20 protein-coding genes are annotated in these 19,398 nt (G+C 69.6%); 14 read left to right on the forward strand and 6 right to left on the reverse strand.

Translation table 11 applies throughout. The annotated features are described in order from the left end of the window. Positions 1–221: 221 nt before the first annotated feature. A complete protein-coding gene (locus AC06FD_RS10975) occupies positions 222–710 on the reverse strand; it encodes a hypothetical protein (RefSeq protein WP_478077812.1) in 489 nt (162 codons plus the stop codon). A 420-nt stretch (positions 711–1,130) separates the two neighbouring features. On the opposite strand from AC06FD_RS10975, the gene AC06FD_RS10980 reads away from it, so the two are divergent. The 10 genes from AC06FD_RS10980 (at position 1,131) to AC06FD_RS11025 (ending at position 9,790) form a co-directional block, all read left to right on the forward strand. Continuing rightward, a complete protein-coding gene (locus AC06FD_RS10980) occupies positions 1,131–2,558 on the forward strand; it encodes a Do family serine endopeptidase (protein ID WP_259206606.1) in 1,428 nt (475 codons plus the stop codon). 133 nt (positions 2,559–2,691) lie between these two features. Beyond that, positions 2,692–3,057, forward strand: coding sequence for a hypothetical protein (locus tag AC06FD_RS10985; RefSeq protein ID WP_256777031.1), 366 nt, complete (start codon positions 2,692–2,694; stop codon positions 3,055–3,057). Positions 3,058–3,063: 6 nt separating this feature from the next. After that, positions 3,064–3,564, forward strand: a complete 501-nt coding sequence (locus tag AC06FD_RS10990; RefSeq protein ID WP_259206609.1) for a phage holin family protein — start codon at positions 3,064–3,066, stop codon at positions 3,562–3,564. Then, positions 3,561–4,019: a protein sip-5 gene (locus AC06FD_RS10995; RefSeq protein ID WP_478077813.1), complete on the forward strand. Its 459-nt coding sequence runs from the start codon at positions 3,561–3,563 to the stop codon at positions 4,017–4,019. Before AC06FD_RS10990 ends, AC06FD_RS10995 begins: the two co-directional genes overlap by 4 nt. A gap of 116 nt (positions 4,020–4,135) precedes the next feature. Then, on the forward strand, positions 4,136–5,227 hold the full coding sequence (locus AC06FD_RS11000) for an AI-2E family transporter (protein WP_394162933.1): 1,092 nt from the start codon (positions 4,136–4,138) through the stop codon (positions 5,225–5,227). Between the two features lie 85 nt (positions 5,228–5,312). Next, entirely contained in the window at positions 5,313–5,789 is a 477-nt protein-coding gene (locus AC06FD_RS11005) for a hypothetical protein (RefSeq protein WP_394162932.1), read from the forward strand. 65 nt (positions 5,790–5,854) lie between these two features. Then, entirely contained in the window at positions 5,855–6,565 is a 711-nt protein-coding gene (locus AC06FD_RS11010; RefSeq protein ID WP_259206614.1) for an HAD family hydrolase, read from the forward strand. Positions 6,566–6,593: 28 nt separating this feature from the next. After that, entirely contained in the window at positions 6,594–7,964 is a 1,371-nt protein-coding gene (locus AC06FD_RS11015) for a leucyl aminopeptidase family protein (RefSeq protein WP_478077814.1), read from the forward strand. 156 nt (positions 7,965–8,120) lie between these two features. After that, on the forward strand, positions 8,121–9,233 hold the full coding sequence (locus AC06FD_RS11020; protein ID WP_259206616.1) for a catalase family peroxidase: 1,113 nt from the start codon (positions 8,121–8,123) through the stop codon (positions 9,231–9,233). Further along, on the forward strand, positions 9,230–9,790 hold the full coding sequence (locus AC06FD_RS11025) for a cytochrome b (RefSeq protein WP_259206617.1): 561 nt from the start codon (positions 9,230–9,232) through the stop codon (positions 9,788–9,790). Before AC06FD_RS11020 ends, AC06FD_RS11025 begins: the two co-directional genes overlap by 4 nt. 19 nt (positions 9,791–9,809) lie before the next feature. Here AC06FD_RS11025 and AC06FD_RS11030 read toward each other — a convergent pair whose 3' ends face one another. The 5 genes from AC06FD_RS11030 to AC06FD_RS11050 are packed head-to-tail and all read right to left on the reverse strand — an operon-like array spanning position 9,810 to position 14,329. Then, positions 9,810–10,775, reverse strand: a complete 966-nt coding sequence (locus tag AC06FD_RS11030) for a leucine-rich repeat domain-containing protein (RefSeq protein ID WP_478077815.1) — start codon at positions 10,773–10,775, stop codon at positions 9,810–9,812. 40 nt (positions 10,776–10,815) lie between these two features. Then, positions 10,816–11,418: a response regulator transcription factor gene (locus tag AC06FD_RS11035; RefSeq protein WP_259206619.1), complete on the reverse strand. Its 603-nt coding sequence runs from the start codon at positions 11,416–11,418 to the stop codon at positions 10,816–10,818. Next, positions 11,415–12,641: a sensor histidine kinase gene (locus tag AC06FD_RS11040; RefSeq protein ID WP_478077816.1), complete on the reverse strand. Its 1,227-nt coding sequence runs from the start codon at positions 12,639–12,641 to the stop codon at positions 11,415–11,417. Before AC06FD_RS11040 ends, AC06FD_RS11035 begins: the two co-directional genes overlap by 4 nt. An 18-nt stretch (positions 12,642–12,659) precedes the next feature. After that, a complete protein-coding gene (locus AC06FD_RS11045) occupies positions 12,660–13,433 on the reverse strand; it encodes an ABC transporter permease (RefSeq protein WP_478077817.1) in 774 nt (257 codons plus the stop codon). Beyond that, on the reverse strand, positions 13,430–14,329 hold the full coding sequence (locus AC06FD_RS11050) for an ABC transporter ATP-binding protein (RefSeq protein ID WP_478077818.1): 900 nt from the start codon (positions 14,327–14,329) through the stop codon (positions 13,430–13,432). Before AC06FD_RS11050 ends, AC06FD_RS11045 begins: the two co-directional genes overlap by 4 nt. 206 nt (positions 14,330–14,535) lie before the next feature. Between AC06FD_RS11050 and AC06FD_RS11055 the strand changes: the two genes are divergently transcribed. The 4 genes from AC06FD_RS11055 (at position 14,536) to AC06FD_RS11070 (ending at position 19,146) form a co-directional block, all read left to right on the forward strand. Continuing rightward, on the forward strand, positions 14,536–15,777 hold the full coding sequence (locus AC06FD_RS11055) for an efflux RND transporter periplasmic adaptor subunit (protein ID WP_478077819.1): 1,242 nt from the start codon (positions 14,536–14,538) through the stop codon (positions 15,775–15,777). A 183-nt stretch (positions 15,778–15,960) separates the two neighbouring features. After that, complete coding sequence (locus AC06FD_RS11060; protein WP_259206624.1) at positions 15,961–16,650, forward strand: ABC transporter ATP-binding protein; 690 nt, start codon at positions 15,961–15,963, stop codon at positions 16,648–16,650. Between the two features lie 14 nt (positions 16,651–16,664). After that, positions 16,665–17,825, forward strand: a complete 1,161-nt coding sequence (locus AC06FD_RS11065; protein WP_259206625.1) for an FtsX-like permease family protein — start codon at positions 16,665–16,667, stop codon at positions 17,823–17,825. Between the two features lie 10 nt (positions 17,826–17,835). Further along, positions 17,836–19,146, forward strand: coding sequence for an ABC transporter permease (locus AC06FD_RS11070; protein WP_478077820.1), 1,311 nt, complete (start codon positions 17,836–17,838; stop codon positions 19,144–19,146). Positions 19,147–19,398 lie beyond the last annotated feature (252 nt).

Raw genomic sequence — 19,398 nt, forward strand, 5'->3', positions numbered from 1 at the left:
TGGCGGCGGTGTGCAATTGGCCGTCGTACTCGATCTGTTCGTTGCCCTTTATCTCCACAACTGCGCCGTCTTCGCGCTCGAAACGGCAGGGGGGTGTGCGCCGGAATTGCCTCCGCGACCCGTACGCCCTGGAACGCGGCGAGCTTGAAACCGACGGTGGTGCAGCCCTTCGACCTCTGCGTGTGGGCGTCGCGGTAGATGTCCTTGAACTGCTCGAACGGTCAGTCGATGAGGACGTTGGCCGTCTTCGGAATCGCGCTGTCCACCCGGTGATGCGCGGCGACCTGGATGTCGACATGGGCCATGGGTGACGTATCGTCGGCGGCGACGAAGCAGGCCGACAGCCGGGCCGGGGCCGGGGCGGCGAACGGCATCGCCTGCGGGTTGAGCCGGTGCCGGTAGGCCGGCAGTTCGCAGGAAAACACGACCACGTTTTCCCTGCGCTTGCGGCAGCCCAGCATCACGTTGCGGGATGACGCCGGGCTCGGCTCGCGTAGCAATCGGCCGTCCCTGCGCCTGCTCCGGATGAATTCGCCCGCGTCCGGGTGGATCATGTTGACGGTGCCGATCCGCGCGCCGCGGCGACCCTTGGCCTTCGGCAGGATGCCGACCATCGCGTCGTCGACGGTGCAGGCCGCGGTGTAGTGGATGGTGCGGGTGGTCGGCTTGTGTGCCGGCGGCGCGCAGGCAGGCGGCGTCGCTATCGGCATCGAGCGGCTCGCCCTGCCGGGTCTTGAGCCGGTAATGGCGGTGCCGGGTGTGCAGCGAGGCCGGCTGCGGCGGGACGCGGTCGGCGCGGGGCGCGTGGCGGATCACGACCAGCGGTGGCGTGCTCATCGATGCAGGCTCCATCGGGCAACCGGGGCTGCCCGAACATGGTGGCGCGATGTGCTTGCCCCAGCCAGCAGACCCAACTCCTTGGGGCAGTCCCGATCGGCAACGCAACATCTTGTGGCCGATGCCCGGCCAGCTTACCCCGACCCGGGGCGCTGTCAACGCCGCCGGGAAGGGCGCCCGCGATCCCGCAGCGGACCGGATTTCATTCGCGGTTTAGGCGCGGGCGGACACACTCATTCAGCTTGCTTTACCGTATGCGTGCCTCTCCCTCTTCGTTACGGAACCGCCGGACCATGCGACCGCTCCCGACCCTGCTCACGCTCGCGCTTGCCGCCGCCTTCGGTGGCTTCGTGGCCTCGGCCATCAACGTGCACCTGGACAACCGCGCCGAAGCGGCGCCGGTGTCGCTGGCCATCCCGGCCACTGCCGCGCTGCCCGCTTCGGTGGCCGGGCAGGCGGTGCCTTCGCTGGCACCGATGCTGGACCGGGCGATGCCGGCGGTGGTCAGCGTGAACACCAAGCAGGTGGTGCGGGTGCGCAACCCGTACTTCAACGACCCGTTCTTCCGCCGGCTGTTCCCGGAAGTGCCGCAGGAACGCATCAACGAGTCGCTCGGCTCGGGTGTCATCATCGATGCCAGCGCCGGCCTTGTGCTGACCAACCACCACGTGATCGACAACGCCGACGACGTGCAGGTGACGCTGGCCGACGGGCGCACGGTCAAGGCCGAGTTCATCGGCTCGGACCGCGATACCGACATCGCGCTGATCCGCATCCCGGCCGACAAGCTCACCGCGTTGCCGCTGGGCAACAGCGACCAGCTGCGCGTGGGCGACTTCGTGGTGGCCATCGGCAACCCGTTCGGCTTCAGCCAGACGGTGACGTCGGGCATCGTCTCGGCCGTGGGCCGCAGCGGCATCCGCGGGCTCGGCTACCAGAACTTCATCCAGACCGACGCCTCGATCAACCCGGGCAACTCGGGCGGCGCGCTGGTCAACCTGCAGGGCCAGCTGGTGGGCATCAACACCGCCAGCTTCAACCCGCAGGGCAGCATGGCCGGCAACATCGGCCTGGGCCTGGCCATCCCCTCCAACCTGGCGCGCGACGTGGTCGACCAGCTGGTCAAGCATGGCGTGGTGGTGCGCGGCACGCTCGGCGTGGAAGCGCAGAACCTGACCCAGCAGATCGCGCAGGGCCTGGGCCTGAGCGAGGCACGCGGCGCGCTGGTGACGCGGGTGCTGGCCGGTTCCGGTGCCGCGGCCGCCGGGCTGCGCCCGGGCGACGTGGTGGTGTCGGCCAACGGCCAGCGCGTGGACAGCGCGCAGGCACTGCACAACATCGAGGGCCTGCAGCCGGTGGGCAGCGTGCTCAGCCTGGACATCCGCCGCGACGGCAAGCCGCTGCAGCTCAAGGCCACGCTGAAGGAACAGGCGCGCGCGGTAAGCGGCGATGCGCTGGACCCGCGCCTGACCGGCGCCACCTTCATCGACCTGCCCGAATCGCTGCGCCAGGCCGGCATCAGCGGCGTGCAGGTGAGCGAGGTCAAGCGTGGCAGCCGCGCGGCGACGTCGGGATTGGCCGCCGGCGACGTGATCATGGAAGCCAGCGTGGGCGAGTTCGCCGACCTGGCCAGCTGGCGCGCCAACTTCCAGCAGCGCCCACCGCAGCTGGTGCTGCGGATCATGCGCGGCAATACGCCGGGCGTGCTGGTGATGCGCTGAACGGGTCAGGCGGTCTTCGCGCGCATCTCACGTGAGCTAACACCCCCTACACCCGGCCGATGCTATTACCTTGTGTTCGTTACCGCGGCACCGCCACGGTCACCTTCCCCATCGCACAAAACGGAGAGTCACGATGAGCCCCACCAATACCGAGAACCTGAAGGAACACCTGGGCGAAGCCGGTTCGCACCTGAAGTCCGCGGCCAGCGCCGCCGGCGGTGCGATCAAGGGCGCCACCGGCGCTGCCGGCGACGAACTGCGCATCGGCAAGGCCAACGTCAAGGCCGAGCTGTCCGATACCGCGCTGTCCGGCCTGGCCGCGGCCGAGTTTGGTGGCGCCGCCGCCAAGGAACAGGTGGATGCACTGATGGACAAGGGCAAGGACCTGGTCGACAGCGCCGCCGAACTCATCCGCGAGCGTCCGCTGGCCTCGTTCGGCGTGGCCTTCGCTGCCGGCTGGATCATCGCCAAGCTGGCCCGCAGCGGCGGCGACAAGTAAGTCGGCGTGAGCGATCAAGCCCAGTCGACCGCTACCGGTGGCGCGGAATCCCCGCCACCGGACAGCGGTGAAAAAGCGCCCCACCTGGACGAGAGCATCCGCCAGGTTGGCGCGGCCGGCCGCGATACCGTCGAGTCGGCCAAGCACACGCTGCGCTCGCTGCGACGGTTGGCCTCGGCCGACTTCGCCCTCGCGCGCAGCGCCTTCGGGCGTGCGTTGGCGTGGAGCGGGGTGGCGATCGTGTTCGGCGCCTCGGCGTGGCTGCTGCTTGCCGGCACGCTGATCGCGCTGATGCAGCGCTGGGGAATGTCCTGGTTCCACTCGCTGCTGATCACCTCGATCCTCAGCCTGCTGGTGACCGGGTATGCAATGTGGCGGGTGTCGTTCTTCTTCCGCCATACCGGCATGCATGCCACCCGCCGCCAGTTGTCGCGGCTGGGCCTGTATGACGAACCGAGCGAGGACGATCCCGATGCCGACGTCGACACGACGGGGGCCAAGCGATGAACTTTGAAGCCTTGCGGCAACGCGTGCAACGTGCGGAACTGGTGGTGGCGGTGCGGGTGGAAAAGACCCGCAGCAGCTGGTTCACCCTCAGCACCGCCTGGCGTGCCGGCTGGACGCCGCTGCGCATCATTACCGTGGGCCTGGCCGGCGGCTTCCTGGCCGGCAAGCTGGAGCCGACCGGTCTGGGGACCAAGGTGCAGGGCGCACGCTGGCTGCAGATGATCGGTTCGGTGTCCAACCTGCTGGCCAGTACGCAGGCCGCGTTCGCCTCGATGCAGGCCAGCGAGGCGGCCGATACCGCCGAGCAGGCCGCCGACAAGGTGGACGAGGCCACCGACGACCTGCCCCGCGCGGCCGCGCCGAAACCGCGCGTGGCACCGGAAACCCGCGTGGACCCGGCCGCCCCGCGCCAGCCGCAGCCGGCCGAAGCGGCGACCGATCTTTCCGAACGCTGACCCGGCCCGGCCCCGTCGCATGCCGCGCCGGGGCCTCGCTTTTCGTGCACGTTCACAACACGCCACCCGCACCCGGCTTGCCCAATAATGGCGCTCCTTCCCTGCCCGGCGCCCGCATGAGCGTACCTGCCGCAACACCCGACGACGTTGTCGCCGCTCCGCCGCCGCCGCGTCCCCGGGCACCGATGTCACTGGTGGTGCTGGCCACGCTGGCCGTCGCGTTCACCCTCTGGGCGGCGCAGGAAGTGATCCTGCCGATCCTGCTGGCGATGTTCTTCGCGCTGGTCGGCAACCCGATCCTGCGGTTGCTCGGCAAGCTGTGGATTCCGCGCTTCCTCGGTGCGGTGCTGGTGATCGGCGCCGGCCTGAGCGCGGCCACGGCGCTGGGCGTGCAGCTGGTCGGCCCGGCCATGGAGTGGGCGCAGGAAGCGCCGCAGCAGCTGCGCAAGGTGGCGCGCCAGGTGCAGGACCTGACCAAGCCGGTGCAGCAGGCCAACCAGGCCGCGGAGAACTTCGCACGGGTGGCTGGCGGCGAAGGCAGCCGTCGCGTGCAGATCGTGCGCACCCAGCTGGACGACCCCTACAAGGTGCTCACCCGTGCGCCGCGGCTGGCCGCTTCGGTGCTGGCGGTGGTGCTGCTGACGCTGTTCTTCATGATCTACGGGCAGAGCCTGCAGAAGCATGCGATCGCGCTGTTCCCCAGCCGCCAGCAGCAGCGCTTCACCACCGATATCCTGCGCTCGATCGAGCGCGAGGTGTCGCGCTATGTCCTCACCATCACGGTGATCAACGCGCTGGTCGGACTGGTGTTTTCCGGGGTGTTGCTGCTGCTCGGGATCAGCCTGCAGGAAGCGCTGCTATGGGGCACGGTGGCCGCACTGTTGAACTTCGCGCCTTACGTGGGCCCGCTGATCGGCGTTGCGCTGATGCTGCTGATGGGCTTCGTCGAGTTCAGCGACCCGCTCAAGGCGTTGTTGCCGGCAGCCTGCTACCTGGCCCTGCACACGGTGGAGGGCCAGGTGGTGACGCCGATCGTGCTGGGCCGGCGCATGGCGATCTCGCCGCTGATCCTGATCCTGTCGCTGCTGGTGTTCGGCTGGCTGTGGGGCATGGTAGGCCTGCTGCTGGCGGTGCCGCTGCTGGTCTGCATCAAACTGGTGCTGGCCCGGCTGGACGGGATGCAGGGCTGGGCACGCCTGCTGGAATGAGCAGGCCGGGCCAGGGTCATGGCTGGCCGCGCAAGCGCCGATGCTGCCAGAATACGGGCCCTTTCTCGGATGGATCCCGGCCCTGATGTCTTCCTTCGCAGCCCGTTGCCTCGCCCTTGCCGGCCTCGTCACCCTCGCCGCGCCGGCGTTGGCCGCTCCCCAGCCCAGCGCCGAGGTGGCCAGCCGTCAACTGGTCGAGGCGGTCACCTGCAAGCGCCACCTGACCCCTGCGCAGTTTGCCGCCCTGGCGAAGGCGCTCAAGGCAACCGAGCTGCAGGCGTACGGCCCATTGTCCGATGGCGAGTATGCGTTGACCACGCCGCTGCTGGTGCTGGGCCAGCCGGTGAACCGCCTGCACCTGTACGACGGCGCCAACGGCGAGGACGGTATCGACAGCTACACCGCGTACTTCACCACGGCCGGTATCGAGCAGATCGCCGCCCTCGCCGGGACCCCGCGCAACGCTGCCGGCGACTACACCCGGGAGGTGGGCCGGCATGACCTGAGCGTGCGGCAGGACGATGGCCAGACATCCATCGACTGTTCCTACGACCTGCGCTGAAGGCACTGCACTGCGCTGCCGGCGCGCGCCATGAAAGCCCGCGCGGGCAGGCGTAGAATGGCGGGGTGAATTTCCCCATCCAAGCCATCACCCTCGATCTCGACGACACCCTGTGGCCGTTCGCCCCCATCGGCGCGCGGATCGACCAGGTATTGTACGACTGGATGCTGCAGCACAGCCCCGCCACCGCCGCGATGTACCCGGTGGCGGCGATGCGGGAACTGCGCGAGCGCTCCTTCCATGCCAACCCGCAGCTGCACCACGATCTGAGCGCGCTGCGCCGGCTGACCCTGCACGAGGCGCTGGAAAACAGCGGCGCCGACCTGGCCTTGGTGGAGCCGGCCTACGAGGCCTTCTACGCCGCGCGCAACCAGGTGGAGTTCTACCCGGACGCACTCGACGCGCTGGCGCGTATCGCGGCCAAGGTGCCGGTGGCCGCGCTCAGCAACGGCAATGCCGACCTGCAGCGGATCGGCCTGGCCCACCATTTCAGCTTCCAGCTGGGCTCGCGCGAGCATGGCGCGGCCAAGCCCGCGGCGAGCATCTTCCACGCCGCCTGCGAGCGCCTGGGCGTAGCCCCCAGCCACGTGCTGCACGTGGGCGACCACGCCGAGATGGACGTGGTCGGGGCGATGCAGGCCGGTCTGCGCGGCTGCTGGATCAACCGCGAGGCGCACGCCTGGCACCATCCTTCGCTGCAGCCCGACCTGCAGTTCGACACCCTGACCGGGCTGGCCGACTGGCTGGATGCCAACGCATCCGCCGGGCGTCCCTGAGCCGGCCGCGAACGGAGCACGACCCCGCATGACCCAGATCACCGGTTTCACCACCGACTCCTCCAAGGCACTGCCGCTGCACGTGATGAACCGCGAGCAGTTCGCCACGTGGCGCGCGCGGCAGAGCGCCGCGCTGGGCGCCTGGATCGACGCGCAGCACTTCAATGGCAGCGGCGGCAGCGTGGTGCTGTTGCCCGGCGAGCACGGCCTGGCCGGCGCGATCGTCGGGGTGGGCGATGCCGGTGATGCCTATGCCTACGCGCATGCACCGTTCGCACTGCCCGAGGGCAGCGTGTGGCAGCTGGCCGATGCCCTGCCGGTGGAGATCGAAACCCTGCTGCACCTCGGCTGGGGCCTGGGCAGCTACCGTTTTGCCCGCTACCGCACCCCCAACCGTGCGCCGGCGCAGCTGCTGGCCACGCCGTCGGCCGAAGTGCGCGACGTGGTGACCGCCAGCCTGCGCGTGCGCGACTGGGTCAACACGCCCACCGAAGACATGGGCCCGCAGCAGCTGGAAGACGCGGCGCGCGAACTGGCCGCCGCACACGGCGCGCAGATCGAGGTGATCACCGGCGATGCGCTGCTGGAGCAGAACTTCCCGTCCATCCATGCAGTGGGCCGCGCCTCGCACCGCGCGCCGCGGCTGATCGCGCTGCGCTGGGGCACGGTCGGCCAGCCGCACGTGGCGCTGGTCGGCAAGGGCGTGTGCTTCGACACCGGCGGGCTGGACATCAAGCCGGGCGACGGCATGCGCAACATGAAGAAGGACATGGGCGGCGCCGCGCACGCGCTGGCCCTGGCCGGGCTGGTCATGGCCCAGCAGCTGCCGGTGCAGCTGACGCTGTTGATCGCGGCGGTGGAAAACGCGATCGGTCCCGATGCGTTCCGCCCCGGCGAAGTGATCGCCACCCGCAAGGGCCTCAGCATCGAGATCGACAACACCGACGCCGAGGGCCGGGTGATCCTGGCTGATGCGCTGACCTACGCCAGCGAACAGAAGCCGGAGATCGTGCTCGACTTCGCCACGCTCACCGGCGCGGCCCGCATCGCGCTCGGCCCGGACCTGCCGGCGCTGTTCAGCAACGACGACACCCTGGCCCAGCAGTGGCTGCAGGCCGGCGAGCAGACCCGCGACCCGGTCTGGCGCATGCCGTTGTGGCGCCCGTACCTGCGCTACCTGCACAGCAACATCGCCGACCTGGCCAATGCCGGTTCGCGCATGGCCGGCTCGGTCACCGCGGCGCTGTACCTGGAGCGTTTCATCGCCGACGGCCAGGCCTGGGCGCACCTGGACGTGTATGCCTGGAACGATGGCGAACGCCCGGGCCGTCCGGCCGGTGGCGAAGCCCTGGCGCTGCGCTCGGCGTGGGCGATGCTGAAGGCGCGATACGCCGGCTGAGCCTGCGCGCACCACGCGGTTGCCGACAGATCCCCGCTCCGGCGGGGATCTGCGTATTGAACAGTTGTCGAAAATGTGAATATCGGTGCCGGCGCCGTTCTGACACCATGCGTCCTGTCGCCCACCCACACGCATCGTGAAGGCAGGATTCCGGACATGTCGCTCTTCGGTTACACCCGCGCCGGCCAGGAGCCGGGCGCCCCGCGGCCGCCGTCGCCGCTGCTGTGGATCGCGCTGATCGCGCTCATCGCCGGCCTGCTGGTGCTGGCCTTCGCCTGGCTGGCCGGCTGGATCGGTCGCGACCGCGTCACCGCGCAGGCCTTCACCGACAGCATCGAGGCCACCGGCCCACCGCACCCCGGGTTCCGCCGCGCGCACACCAAGGGCGTGTGCGTCAGTGGCAGTTTCCAGGGCACGCCGGAGGGCGTGGCGCTGAGTTCGGCGCGCGTGTTCGCCCAGCGCCAGGTGCCGGTGCTGGGCCGGTTGTCGATCGGTGGCGGCGACCCGCATGGGCCTGACGCCAACGCACGGGTGCGCAGCATGGCGCTGCAGCTGGTGAGCGACGATGGCCAGGAATGGCGCACGGCGATGAACAGCTTCCCGTTCTTCGCGGTGCCCACGGCCGAGGCCTTCCTCGAACAGACCCGCGCCGGCATCCCCGACCCGGCTACCGGCAAGCCGGACCCGGCGAAGATGGCCGCGGTGCTGGAAAAGTACCCCAGCGCGCGCGCCTTCCAGCAGTGGGCCAAGACCGCGCCGTGGTCCAACAGCTGGGCCAATACCGCCTATAACGGGGTCAACAGCTTCCGCTTCACCGCCGCCGATGGCCGCAGCCACGACGTGCGCTGGAGCATGCGGCCACAGGCCGAATTCGTGGAGATGACCGCCGACCAGCGCGCACAGGCCGGGCTGGACTACCTGGCCGACGAGTTCCAGCAGCGGCTGGCGCAGGGCCCGGTGCGCTGGGACATGTGGGTGACCATCGCCGAAGAGGGCGACCCGGTCGATGATCCCTCGCAGGTGTGGCCGATGCAGCGTCGCCAGGTCAAGGTGGGCACGCTCAGCCTGGCCGCCATGCAGCCGCAGGCCGACGGCGCCTGCCGCGACCTCAACTATGACCCGTTGATCCTGCCCAGCGGCATCGCCGGCTCCGGCGACCCCATTCTGGCCGCACGTTCGGCGGTGTATTCGCAGTCGTTCAACCGTCGCGAGCGCGAGATCGCCAACGGCACCGGCGCCGCCGCCACCGGCAAGGAAGGTGCGAAATGAAGCGTGATGCCGGCCACTTCAACCTTACCGCGCGGGTGCTGCACTGGCTGATGGCGGCGATGATCCTGACCATGCTGTTCGTCGGCGTGGGCATGGTGGCCGCCCTGCACTGGCGACCGATGCTCGTGGACCTGCACCGCCCGCTGGGCATCGCGATCCTGCTGCTGGTGATCGTGCGCCTGTACAACCGCCTGCGGCATCGCCCGCCGCCGCTGCCGGCCGACCTGCCGGCCTGGCAGGCCGCTGCCGCGCATGCCTCGCACTGGGTGTTGTATGGGGCGATGCTGGCGATGCCGCTGGTGGGCTGGTCGATGCTGTCCGCTGGCGGTTACCCGATCGTGATGTGGTCCGGCTTCAACCTGCCGCCGATCGTGCCGCATGATCCGGCGCTGTACGCGGCACTGCGAAGCGCGCACAGCCTGCTGGCCTATGTGTTGTTCGCCACGGTGGTGGTGCACTTGTCCGCCGCGCTGTTCCACCTGTGGGTGCGCCGCGACGGGGTATTCCAGGCGATGGCGAAGGGCCCGGGGAACACCCGCGACGACCCCACCCGGTAGCGCCGGCCAACGCTCGGTACTACCGGGCGGCGAGGAAGCCGTCGACCAGCGCGCGGTAGCGCTGCCGGTGCTGCTCGGAGCGGGCCCGCACGGTGTCCGGCTTGCCGGTCGCCATGCGTTCGCCCTTGCCCAGCAGCAGGGCGTCGTACTGTGCGCTCTCGTAGCGCTTGCCCTGGTGGCCCACGAACACGTCGGGCAACTGGTAGAACGCGGCCAACGGCAGCGCGGCGCGTGGATCGCGGGCGGGAAGCTCGCGGTTGTTGCCATCGGTCGGCACCGCGGCCGGCCGCAGCGCGCCCTCCACGTGCGGGAGGTTGGCCTCGATCCAGGCGAAGTCTTCCAGCGGCAGCGCGTTCATGCCCAGCTCCAGCGTCCGCAGCTGCGCCAACCCCTGCAGCGCGCCCAGCGCGGGAAACGTCTTCGGCGCGCGGAACCAGGTCAAGCGCAACCGCTCCAGGGCGGGCAACGTGGCCAGGAAGCCGAGGTCCTGCACTGGCTGGTCCCAATCCAGGGTGCCGACGATGGCCAGGTCGCGCAACGTGCGCGAACCGCCCAGCCCGGCGAAGTCGCTCACCCGGCGCAGGTTCTCCAGGTGCAGCGCCTGCAGGGCGGGCAGGCGGCCCAGCGGCGACAGGTCGGCCACGCCGGAGACGTACTCCAGCACCAGCTCGCGCAGCCCGGTCATGCCCTCCAGCATCGCCAGCGTCGTCGGCCGGGCGTGGCTGATCCGCAGCGCCGTGAGCTGCGGCAACTGCGCCAGCGCATGCAACTGTGCCGCGTCGGGCTCGTGCAGGGTCAGCTCGCGCAACTGCGTGAGCTGCAGCACGCGGGTCCAGTGGCGGTCGCGACGGGTCAGCGTCAGCCGGGTGGCGTCGTCGGGCACGTCGGCCACGTCCTCGCTATGGCATGCCCAACGCTGTGCGTTCGGGGTGATGGTCCACACGCCCTCGGCGCGGTCGAGCAGGTCGGCGAAGTGGTGTTTCATCGGCGGCGCATCCGGTCCATGGAGCGCACAGGATACCGGCCTACAACCAGCCTTTCTGCCGCGCCAGCCGATACGCCTCGATCCGGTTGGCCACGCCCAGCTTGCCGATGCATTCGGACAGGTAGTTGCGAACCGTGCCATGCGACAACCCGAGCTGGGCGGCAATCTCGCTGGCCGAGCGGCCGTCGCCGGACAGGCGCAGCACCTGGCGTTCGCGGTCGTTGAGCGGGTCGGCCTGCGACCAGGCATCCAGCGCCAGCTGCGGGTCGATCGCACGGCCGCCATGCTGCACCTGGCGCAAGGCATCGGCCAGGCGTTCGGCCGGGGCGTCCTTGAGCAGGTAGCCGCACACGCCGGCGTCCAGCGCGCGGCGCAGGAAGCCCGAGCGCGCGAACGTGGTCACGATCACGACCTTGATCGGCAGCTGCTGGCGCGCGATGCGCTGGGCCAGCTCCAGGCCGGACAGCCCGGGCATTTCAATGTCGGTGACCAGGATGTCCGGCTGCAGCTGCTGCAGCATGCGCCACGCGGTTTCGCCATCGGCCGCGCTGCCCAGCACCTCGATGTCCGGCTCCAGCCCCAGCAGCGCCGACAACGCGCCGCGCACCATCGCCTGGTCTTCGGCCAATACGATGCGGATCATGGCGCGGCTCCGCCCGGGACGGCATCGGCGGCAAGTACCGGCAGTACGGGCGCGGTCGCCGCCGGCAGGGTGACCCGCACCGTGAGGCAGGTGCCCTCGCCCTTCGCCGACTGCAGGGCCAGCGTGCCACGCAGCGCGCTGACGCGTTCGCGCATGCCGCTCAGGCCGTTGCCATCGACGTGGACACCGCCGCGGCCGTCGTCGCGGATCTGCATCAACAGGCTGCGTCCGTCCTGTTCGAAGCTGACCCATGCCTGCCGCGCCTGGGCGTGGCGCGCGACGTTGGTGACCGCCTCGCGCAGCACCAGCGACAGCGCGCGTTCGATATCGGCCGGCATCGGCGGCGGCGGTGCGTAGTGCAGGTGCACGTGCTGGTACTCCAGCAGCAACCGCGCCGAGGCCAGCTCGGCGGCCAGATCGCTGGCGCGGATGCCGGTGACCGCACTGCGCACTTCGGCCAGGGCCTGCCGCGCGATGGTCTCGGCCTCGGCCACTTCGCGGCGCGAGCCCAGCGGATCACGCTCGGCCAGCTTGCGCGAGAGCTCCAGCTTCAGGGTGATCAGGGACAGGGTATGCCCCAACAGGTCGTGCAGGTCGCGGCCGATGCGCTCGCGTTCGGCAGTGGCGGCCAGCCGCCGCACTTCCTCCTGCGACAGCTGCAACGCCGCATCGCGGTCCTTGTTGAGGCGCTCGACGTTGACGATGATGCCGATGATCAGCGCCATCGATGGGATCCACACCACCAGTTGCCACTGGTAGCCCACCCAGAGCGCGATGCCGACGAACAGGCCATTGACCGCCAGCAGCTGCAGCATGTGCCGCCACATCGAGGTGTTGCGGCACACCCGCAACATCACGCAGCCGAAGATGAAGTAGCTGATGCCCGACGGGTACCACGGCAGCAGGACCAGGCCCATCGCCAGCATCGCCATCGCATAGCGCGGCCCATGGTGGCGCGGCGCCAGCAGCAGGCGGACGTACAACGCCAGGAACAGCGGGTAGGTCAGCAGGGTCAGCCACAGCCAGCGCAGCGTGTAGCCGGTGCTGAAGATCGGGGTGAAGAACACCCAGCCGGTCCACAGCAGGTGCACCGCGTCGGCCCAGGCCGGCTTGCCACGGCGCAGGTTGTCGGCCACGGACGAATCCGGTGCAGGGCGCAGCAGCGAGGCGATCCAGCGCGATGACACGGGCGGTTCCAGGGCGGGGCGGTCAGGCGCGATCATGCCAGTTTCCTCCGCCGCTCACCCGACCCGGCGCAGCCGGCGCCGGGCCAGCCCCAACGCCGCGGCCGTGACCGCCAGCAACACCGCGACATGCACCGCCGCGCTGCCCTGCGCGGGCATGCCGACCGCCGGCAGGGCCAACTGGGCCAGGTGCCAGGTCGGCCACAGCGGGGCCAGCGTACCGAAGACCGGGGGCAACCCGGACAACGGCAGCCACAGCCCGGACAGCAACGCCAGCGGCAGGTAGACCAGGTTGACCACCGCCGGCGCCGCACTGGCGCTGACGTGGCTGCCGATCCACAGGCCGATCGCACCGAGCGGCAGCGCGGCGAAGGCGGCCACGGCGAGCAGGTGCACCAGCATCCGCGGCGACAGCGCCACCCCGGCCAGCGCCGCCACGCCGATCAGCACCGTGGCCACCAGCAGCGCGAACAGTACCGCCATCAGCAGCCGTGCCAGCAGCGGTGCCATCGGCGGCATCGGCAATGCACGTTTCAACGTGAGCAGCCCGCCCTCGCGGTCCAGCGCCAACTGCACGCCGAAGCCGAACAACGCCGGTGCCATCGCGCCGAACACGCAGTAGGTGGCGAGCAGGTACTGCGCGGCGTGGCCGCGGCCCAGCAACAGGCCGAACAGCGAATAGAACAGCACCGGGAACAGCAGCGAGGGCAGCATGAAGGCCGGCGTGCGCCAGGCGCGGCGCAGTTCGCACAGCGCTTCGGCACGGTAGATGCGCAGGCGCGACGCGCGCGGGTGGATCGCGGAGATCGCTGGAGGGGTCAAGGTGTTCATGCGGCGTCCCGGGTCAGTTCGACGAAGGCGTCGGCCAGGCCGCCGCCATGCACTTCCAGTTCCTGCAGGTCCGGGTCTTCGGCGAGCAGGCGGGCGACCACCGGCTCGGCCGGTTCGGCCAGCAGCTGCAGGCGCAGCCCATCGCGCTGCACCTCGCGCACGCCCGGCCAGGTCCTGACAAGCGCCGCATCCAGCTCGCTGCGGCAGCGGATCCGGCGCGGCGCCAACTGCTGGCGGAACTGCGCCAGCGGGCCGTCGGCGAGCACGCGACCGTGCTCGATCACCACCACCCGCTGGGCCAGCGCTTCGGCTTCTTCCAGATAGTGGGTGGTGAGCAGCACCCCGCAGCCCTCGCCGGCCAGCTGCCGGATCGCCTGCCACATCCCCTGCCGCGCCTGGATATCCAGGCCGGTGGTGGGCTCGTCCAGGAACAGCAGCTGCGGCCGCCCGCACAGCGCGATGGCGAACTGCACCCGGCGCTGCTGGCCGCCGGACAAGCGGCCGTAGCGGCGCGTGGCCAGGTCGGTCAGCCCGGCCAGGGCCAGGCACTCCTGCAGCGGGCGCGGGTCGTCGTAGCACGCACGGGCCAGGTCGATCAGCTCGCCCACCTGCAGCACCGGCGGCAACGCGGTGCTCTGCAGCATCACGCCGATGCCGCGCCGGCTGGCCCGCTGCTGCGGGTCGCCACCGAGCAGCTCGGCCCGACCGGCATCCACCGCGCGCAGACCCAGCAACACCGATATCGCGGTGCTCTTGCCCGCGCCGTTGCGGCCGAGCAGGGCCAGCACCTCGCCGCGCTGCAGCGCGATGCTCACGCCCTGCAGCGCGGCCACGGCACCGTAGCGCACCTGCACGTCCTGCAGGCTGGCCAGGGGAAGAAGGGAGGGATCGGACATCGGGGCGCGCTCCGTGACGGGATGGGCACAGACTGGCGCCCTGCCGGCCCCGGTCCCAGTGGCCGGCGTCAGCGCAAGCAGGTGACAGCTGTCACTGCCGGGCCGCCCGGGCGGCAGGCATGCTGTGCACCACCCGGCCCAATGCCGGTTTGCCCCGCCAGCACCGTTGCGGTCACACTCGGCCCGATTCCCCGTCCAGACTCACGATGAACACATCCGCTGAACTGCTCAAGGAACTTCGCATCGACCGCAAGGCGGCCACGCCGCCGCCGTCCTCGCCCCGCCGTGGGCGCTGGATCGGGCTGGCGATCCTCATCGTGCTGCTGCTCGCCGGCATCGGCTGGTTCGTGTTCGGCCGGCAACGCGCCATCGAGGTGACCACCGCGCCGGTGGTGGCCATCCAGCAGGGCGGCGCCAGCAGCTCGGTCCTGGATGCCAGCGGCTATGTCGTGGCGCGGCGCATGGCCACCGTCTCGGCCAAGATCACCGGCAAGGTCCGCGAGGTGATGATCGAAGAAGGCATGCGGGTGGAAGAAGGCCAGGTGATGGCCACGCTCGACCCGATCGATGCCAATGCCCAGCGCAGCCTGTCGGCGTCGCAGCTGGAGGCCGCGCGCAGCCAGCTGGCCGGACTGCAGGCGCAGGTGGCCCAGGCCAATGCCGAGGCCGGCCGCCTGCAGACGCTGGTGGGCCAGCAGCTGGTCTCGCGGTCGCAGTACGACCTGGCCATTTCCCAGCGTGACAGCCTGCGTGCACAGCTGCGCACGGCCGAACGCAACACCAAGGTGGCCAACGACGCACTGGCCATCGCCGACCTCGGCGTGGACAACAACACCGTGCGCGCCCCGTTCTCCGGCGTGGTCACCGCCAAGGCCGCGCAGCCGGGCGAGATCGTGTCGCCGCTGTCGGCCGGCGGCGGCTTCACCCGCACCGGCATCGGCACCATCGTGGACATGGAATCGCTGGAGATCGAGGTGGACGTGGGCGAGTCGTTCATCGGCCGCGTGCAGCCGAAGATGCCGGTGGAAGCCACCCTCAACGCCTACCCTGACTGGAAGATCCCGGCCGAGGTGATCGCCATCATCCCCACCGCCGACCGCGGCAAGGCCACGGTCAAGGTGCGCGTGGCACTGAAAGTGAAAGACCCGCGGATCGTGCCGGAGATGGGCGTGCGGGTGAGCTTCCTGGAAGCCGCGCAACCGGCCCGGGCGGCCGCGCCCAAGGGCGTGCGCGTACCTGCCGCGGCGATCGTGGAGCGTGACCAGAAGACGGTCGCCTTCGTGGTCGGGGACGACAGCCACGTCGAACAACGCGCGGTCGTTGCCGGCGCCACGCTCAACACCGATCGCCAGGTCAACCAGGGGCTGAGCGCCGGCGAGGTGGTGGTACTGGACCCGCCGGCGGACCTGCACGACGGCAGCAAGGTCGTGGAAAAACAGCAGCAATAGCGCGCCGCGCCGGAAGGGCGCGGCGATGCCATGCAAGTGCGCTACCCGTGCCGTGCCGGCGCGCAGGCAGGCTGCTGTCCGCCACTGCGCCCTGCCCGGCCACGGGCCCCCTCGTCGCATGCAGGCGCGTGCCGCTGCATGCCGTTGCGTTTTCGATCCGCCTTGATCCACGGAGAACCGCTCATGTCGACCCTGGTTTCGCTCCGCAACATCACCAAGACCTACCAGCGCGGCCCCGAGAAGGTGCAGGTGCTGCACGGCATCGACCTGGACATCCAGCGCGGCGATTTCGTCGCCCTGATGGGGCCATCCGGCTCGGGCAAGACCACCCTGCTCAACCTGATCGGCGGGCTGGACACCCCCAGCGCCGGCGAAATCGAGATCGAAGGCGAGCGCATCGACCGCATGAGCGGCGGGCAGCTGTCGACGTGGCGCAGCCACCACGTCGGCTTCGTGTTCCAGTTCTACAACCTGATGCCGATGCTGACCGCGCAGAAGAACGTCGAGCTGCCCCTGCTGCTCACCCACCTGGGCGCTGCCCAGCGCAAGCGCAATGCCGAGATCGCGCTGACCCTGGTGGGCCTGGCCGACCGCCGCAGCCACCGCCCGAATGAATTGTCCGGTGGCCAGCAGCAGCGCGTGGCCATCGCCCGCGCGATCGTCTCCGACCCGACCTTCCTGATCTGCGACGAACCCACCGGCGACCTGGACCGGCAGTCCGCCGAGGAAATCTTGGGCCTGCTGCAGCAGCTCAACCGCGAGCACGGCAAGACCATCATCATGGTCACCCATGATCCCAAGGCGGCCGAGTACGCCACCCATACCGTGCACCTGGACAAGGGCGAACTGGCCACCGCGCCAGCGGCCCACTGACGGAGGCTGCCGCGATGAAGTATTTCTCGCTGATCTGGGCGCAGTTGTTCCGCAGCAAGACACGCACGTTGCTGACGCTGCTCTCGGTAGTGGCCGCCTTCCTGCTGTTCGGCATGCTGGACTCGGTGCGGGTGGCGTTCAACTCCGGCGGCGACACCATCGAGGGCGCCAAGCGGCTGGTGGTGTCCTCCAAGCTGTCGATCACCCAGAGCCTGCCGTTGCGCCTGCTGCGCGATATCGAAGCCACGCCCGGCGTACGCCAGGTGAACTACGCGATGTGGTTCGGCGGCATCTACCAGGACCAGAAGAATTTCTTCCCGAGCTTCTCGGTCTCGGACAACTACATGGACCTGTACCCGGAGCTGGAGCTGCCACCCGCCCAGGCCGAGGCATTCAAGAACACGCGCACCGGCGCGCTGGTGGGGGAGTCGCTGGCCAAGCGCTTCGGCTGGAAGATCGGCGACACCATCCCGATGCAGGCCACCATCTTCCCGCGCCAGGGCAGCAACGACTGGCCGCTGCAACTGGTGGGGATCTACCGGGCCAGGGACCGCAAGAACGCCGCGGCGGAGGGCCAGCTGCTGCTGCACTGGAGCTACTTCGACGAGTCCAACGACTACATCAAGAACCAGGTGAGCTTCTACACCGTGCAACTGGACGACCCGGCGCATGCCTCGCGCGTGGCCCAGGCGATCGATGCGCTGTCGCTGAACTCCGACCGCGAAACCAAGTCGCAGACCGAAGCAGCCTTCTCGCAGGCGTTTGCCAAGCAGTTCGCCGATATCGGCCTGATCGTCACCGGCATCATGGCCGCGGTGTTCTTCACCCTGGTGCTACTGACCGGCAACACCATGGCCCAGGCGGTACGCGAGCGCATCCCGGAACTGGCGATCCTCAAGACGCTGGGCTTCAAGGATGGCACCGTGCTGGTGCTGGTCATGGTCGAATCGGTGCTGCTGATCGTGCTCGGGGGGCTGCTCGGCATGGGCCTGGCATCGGTGGTGATGCCGGTGGTCAGCGCCAGCAGCAACGGGATCATCAACCTGCCCGGCGTGCCGGCGCAGACCTGGGCGATGGCAATGGGGCTGATGGTGGTGATCGGGATCGTGGTGGGGCTGCTGCCGGCCCTGCGCGCGCAGCGGTTGAAGATCGTCGATGCATTGGCCGGACGCTGAGGAGACCCGCATGAACAAGCAATGGATGTGGAACATACTGACCGTGCTGGGGCTGCTGGTCGCGCTGGTGGTATGGATCGTGCTGCCGTGGTCGGCGGTCCTGGGGCTGGCGGTGGCCGTGGCGGGCTGGCTGCTGTTCACCCGCAGCGGGCGACTGTCGCTGGAGGCGGCCAGGATCGGCATCGCCAGCCTGCCGCAGCGCTGGGGCGCATCCTCGGTGATCGTGGTCGGCATTGCCGGCGTGGTCGGCGTGCTGGTGGCGATGCTGGCGATGGGCGATGGCTTCAAGGCCACCCTGGAACGCAGCGGCAGCGATGACGTCGCGATCGTGCTGCGTGGTGGCTCGCAGGCCGAAACCAACTCGGTGATCATGCGTGACCAGCTGCCGCTGATCCAGAGCCTGCCGGGCATCGCGCGGGGCGAGGACGGCAAGCCGCTGGTGTCGGCCGAACTGTCGCAGGTGATCAGCCTGCCGTCGCGCAGCGACCATACCGATACCAACGTGCAGTTCCGCGGCGTCGGCGAGCAAGCCTGGGCGGTGCGTCGCCAGGTACGCATGGTCGAGGGCCGCCGCTTCACGCCGGGCCTGCGCGAGATCGTGGTCGGCAAGGGGGCCAAGGCCCAGTTCGAGGGCCTGGAGGTGGGCAAGACACTGGCGCTCGGCAAACAGGACTGGACGGTGGTGGGCGTGTTCGCGTCCAACGACGTGCACGAGTCCGAGCTGTGGGCCGACACCCAGACCCTGTCCACCACCTACAACCGCAGCGCCTACCAGTCGGTCAACGTGCGCACCGCGGGCGCCGACGGGTTCAAGCAGTTCAAGGCGGCGATGGAGGCGGACCCGCGGCTGAAGCTGGACGTGGACACGACGCGCAACTACTACAGCAAGCAGTCGGGTGGGATGAGCAAGCTGATCAGCGTGCTGGGCACGGTGATCGGCGGGATCATGGCCATTGGCGCGGTGTTCGGGGCACTCAATACCATGTATGCCGCGGTGGCCACGCGGGCGCGCGAGATCGCCACGATGCGGGCCATCGGTTTCCGCGGCCTGCCGGTGGTTACCGCGGTGATGCTGGAGACCATGTTGCTGGCGCTGCTCGGTGGCGTGCTCGGCGGCCTGCTGGCCTGGCTGGTGTTCAACAACTACACGGTGTCCACGCTGGGCAACAACTTCAGCCAGGTGGTGTTCCAGTTCCGGGTTTCGCCGCAGCTGTTGTGGACGGGGCTGAAGTGGGCGCTGGGGATTGGGCTGGTCGGTGGTCTGTTCCCGGCACTGCGTGCGGCGCGCCTGCCGATCACCACGGCGTTGCGCGAGACCTGAGGCGTGGCGGTGTACTGATTAAGAGCGTGCGCGCGCAGGGGCGCGCACGAAATAGCAGACCACGAACCGCATCCGCAAGGGTGCGGTTTTTTTCTTTCTCAGCGGAGGGAGCGTCTCGTTTCACGGGACGTAGCAGATGGCTTGCGGCTGTACGCGCGCGTGGGTAGTCCTGGCGATGGTGTCTTCGCTCTAGTCTGTCGCGAGTGTTAGGGCCCCGTAGCAGCCGGTAGGCCCCTGGTGCAAATGTCCCCC

Source organism: Stenotrophomonas sp. Steno-Z1, from assembly GCF_056393175.1.

Coding starts and splice junctions, on each gene's coding strand:
- AC06FD_RS11015 (WP_478077814.1), top strand. CDS start 6,594: ATGACCCAGATCACCGGTTTCACCACCGACTCCTCCAAGGCACTGCCG.
- AC06FD_RS11065 (WP_259206625.1), top strand. CDS start 16,665: ATGAAGTATTTCTCGCTGATCTGGGCGCAGTTGTTCCGCAGCAAGACA.
- AC06FD_RS10980 (WP_259206606.1), top strand. CDS start 1,131: ATGCGACCGCTCCCGACCCTGCTCACGCTCGCGCTTGCCGCCGCCTTC.
- AC06FD_RS11045 (WP_478077817.1), bottom strand. CDS start 13,433: ATGAACACCTTGACCCCTCCAGCGATCTCCGCGATCCACCCGCGCGCG.
- AC06FD_RS11030 (WP_478077815.1), bottom strand. CDS start 10,775: ATGAAACACCACTTCGCCGACCTGCTCGACCGCGCCGAGGGCGTGTGG.
- AC06FD_RS11020 (WP_259206616.1), top strand. CDS start 8,121: ATGTCGCTCTTCGGTTACACCCGCGCCGGCCAGGAGCCGGGCGCCCCG.
- AC06FD_RS11040 (WP_478077816.1), bottom strand. CDS start 12,641: ATGATCGCGCCTGACCGCCCCGCCCTGGAACCGCCCGTGTCATCGCGC.
- AC06FD_RS11000 (WP_394162933.1), top strand. CDS start 4,136: ATGAGCGTACCTGCCGCAACACCCGACGACGTTGTCGCCGCTCCGCCG.
- AC06FD_RS11025 (WP_259206617.1), top strand. CDS start 9,230: ATGAAGCGTGATGCCGGCCACTTCAACCTTACCGCGCGGGTGCTGCAC.
- AC06FD_RS11035 (WP_259206619.1), bottom strand. CDS start 11,418: ATGATCCGCATCGTATTGGCCGAAGACCAGGCGATGGTGCGCGGCGCG.
- AC06FD_RS11060 (WP_259206624.1), top strand. CDS start 15,961: ATGTCGACCCTGGTTTCGCTCCGCAACATCACCAAGACCTACCAGCGC.
- AC06FD_RS11070 (WP_478077820.1), top strand. CDS start 17,836: ATGAACAAGCAATGGATGTGGAACATACTGACCGTGCTGGGGCTGCTG.
- AC06FD_RS11050 (WP_478077818.1), bottom strand. CDS start 14,329: ATGTCCGATCCCTCCCTTCTTCCCCTGGCCAGCCTGCAGGACGTGCAG.
- AC06FD_RS11005 (WP_394162932.1), top strand. CDS start 5,313: ATGTCTTCCTTCGCAGCCCGTTGCCTCGCCCTTGCCGGCCTCGTCACC.
- AC06FD_RS10995 (WP_478077813.1), top strand. CDS start 3,561: ATGAACTTTGAAGCCTTGCGGCAACGCGTGCAACGTGCGGAACTGGTG.
- AC06FD_RS10985 (WP_256777031.1), top strand. CDS start 2,692: ATGAGCCCCACCAATACCGAGAACCTGAAGGAACACCTGGGCGAAGCC.
- AC06FD_RS11055 (WP_478077819.1), top strand. CDS start 14,536: ATGAACACATCCGCTGAACTGCTCAAGGAACTTCGCATCGACCGCAAG.
- AC06FD_RS10975 (WP_478077812.1), bottom strand. CDS start 710: ATGCCGATAGCGACGCCGCCTGCCTGCGCGCCGCCGGCACACAAGCCG.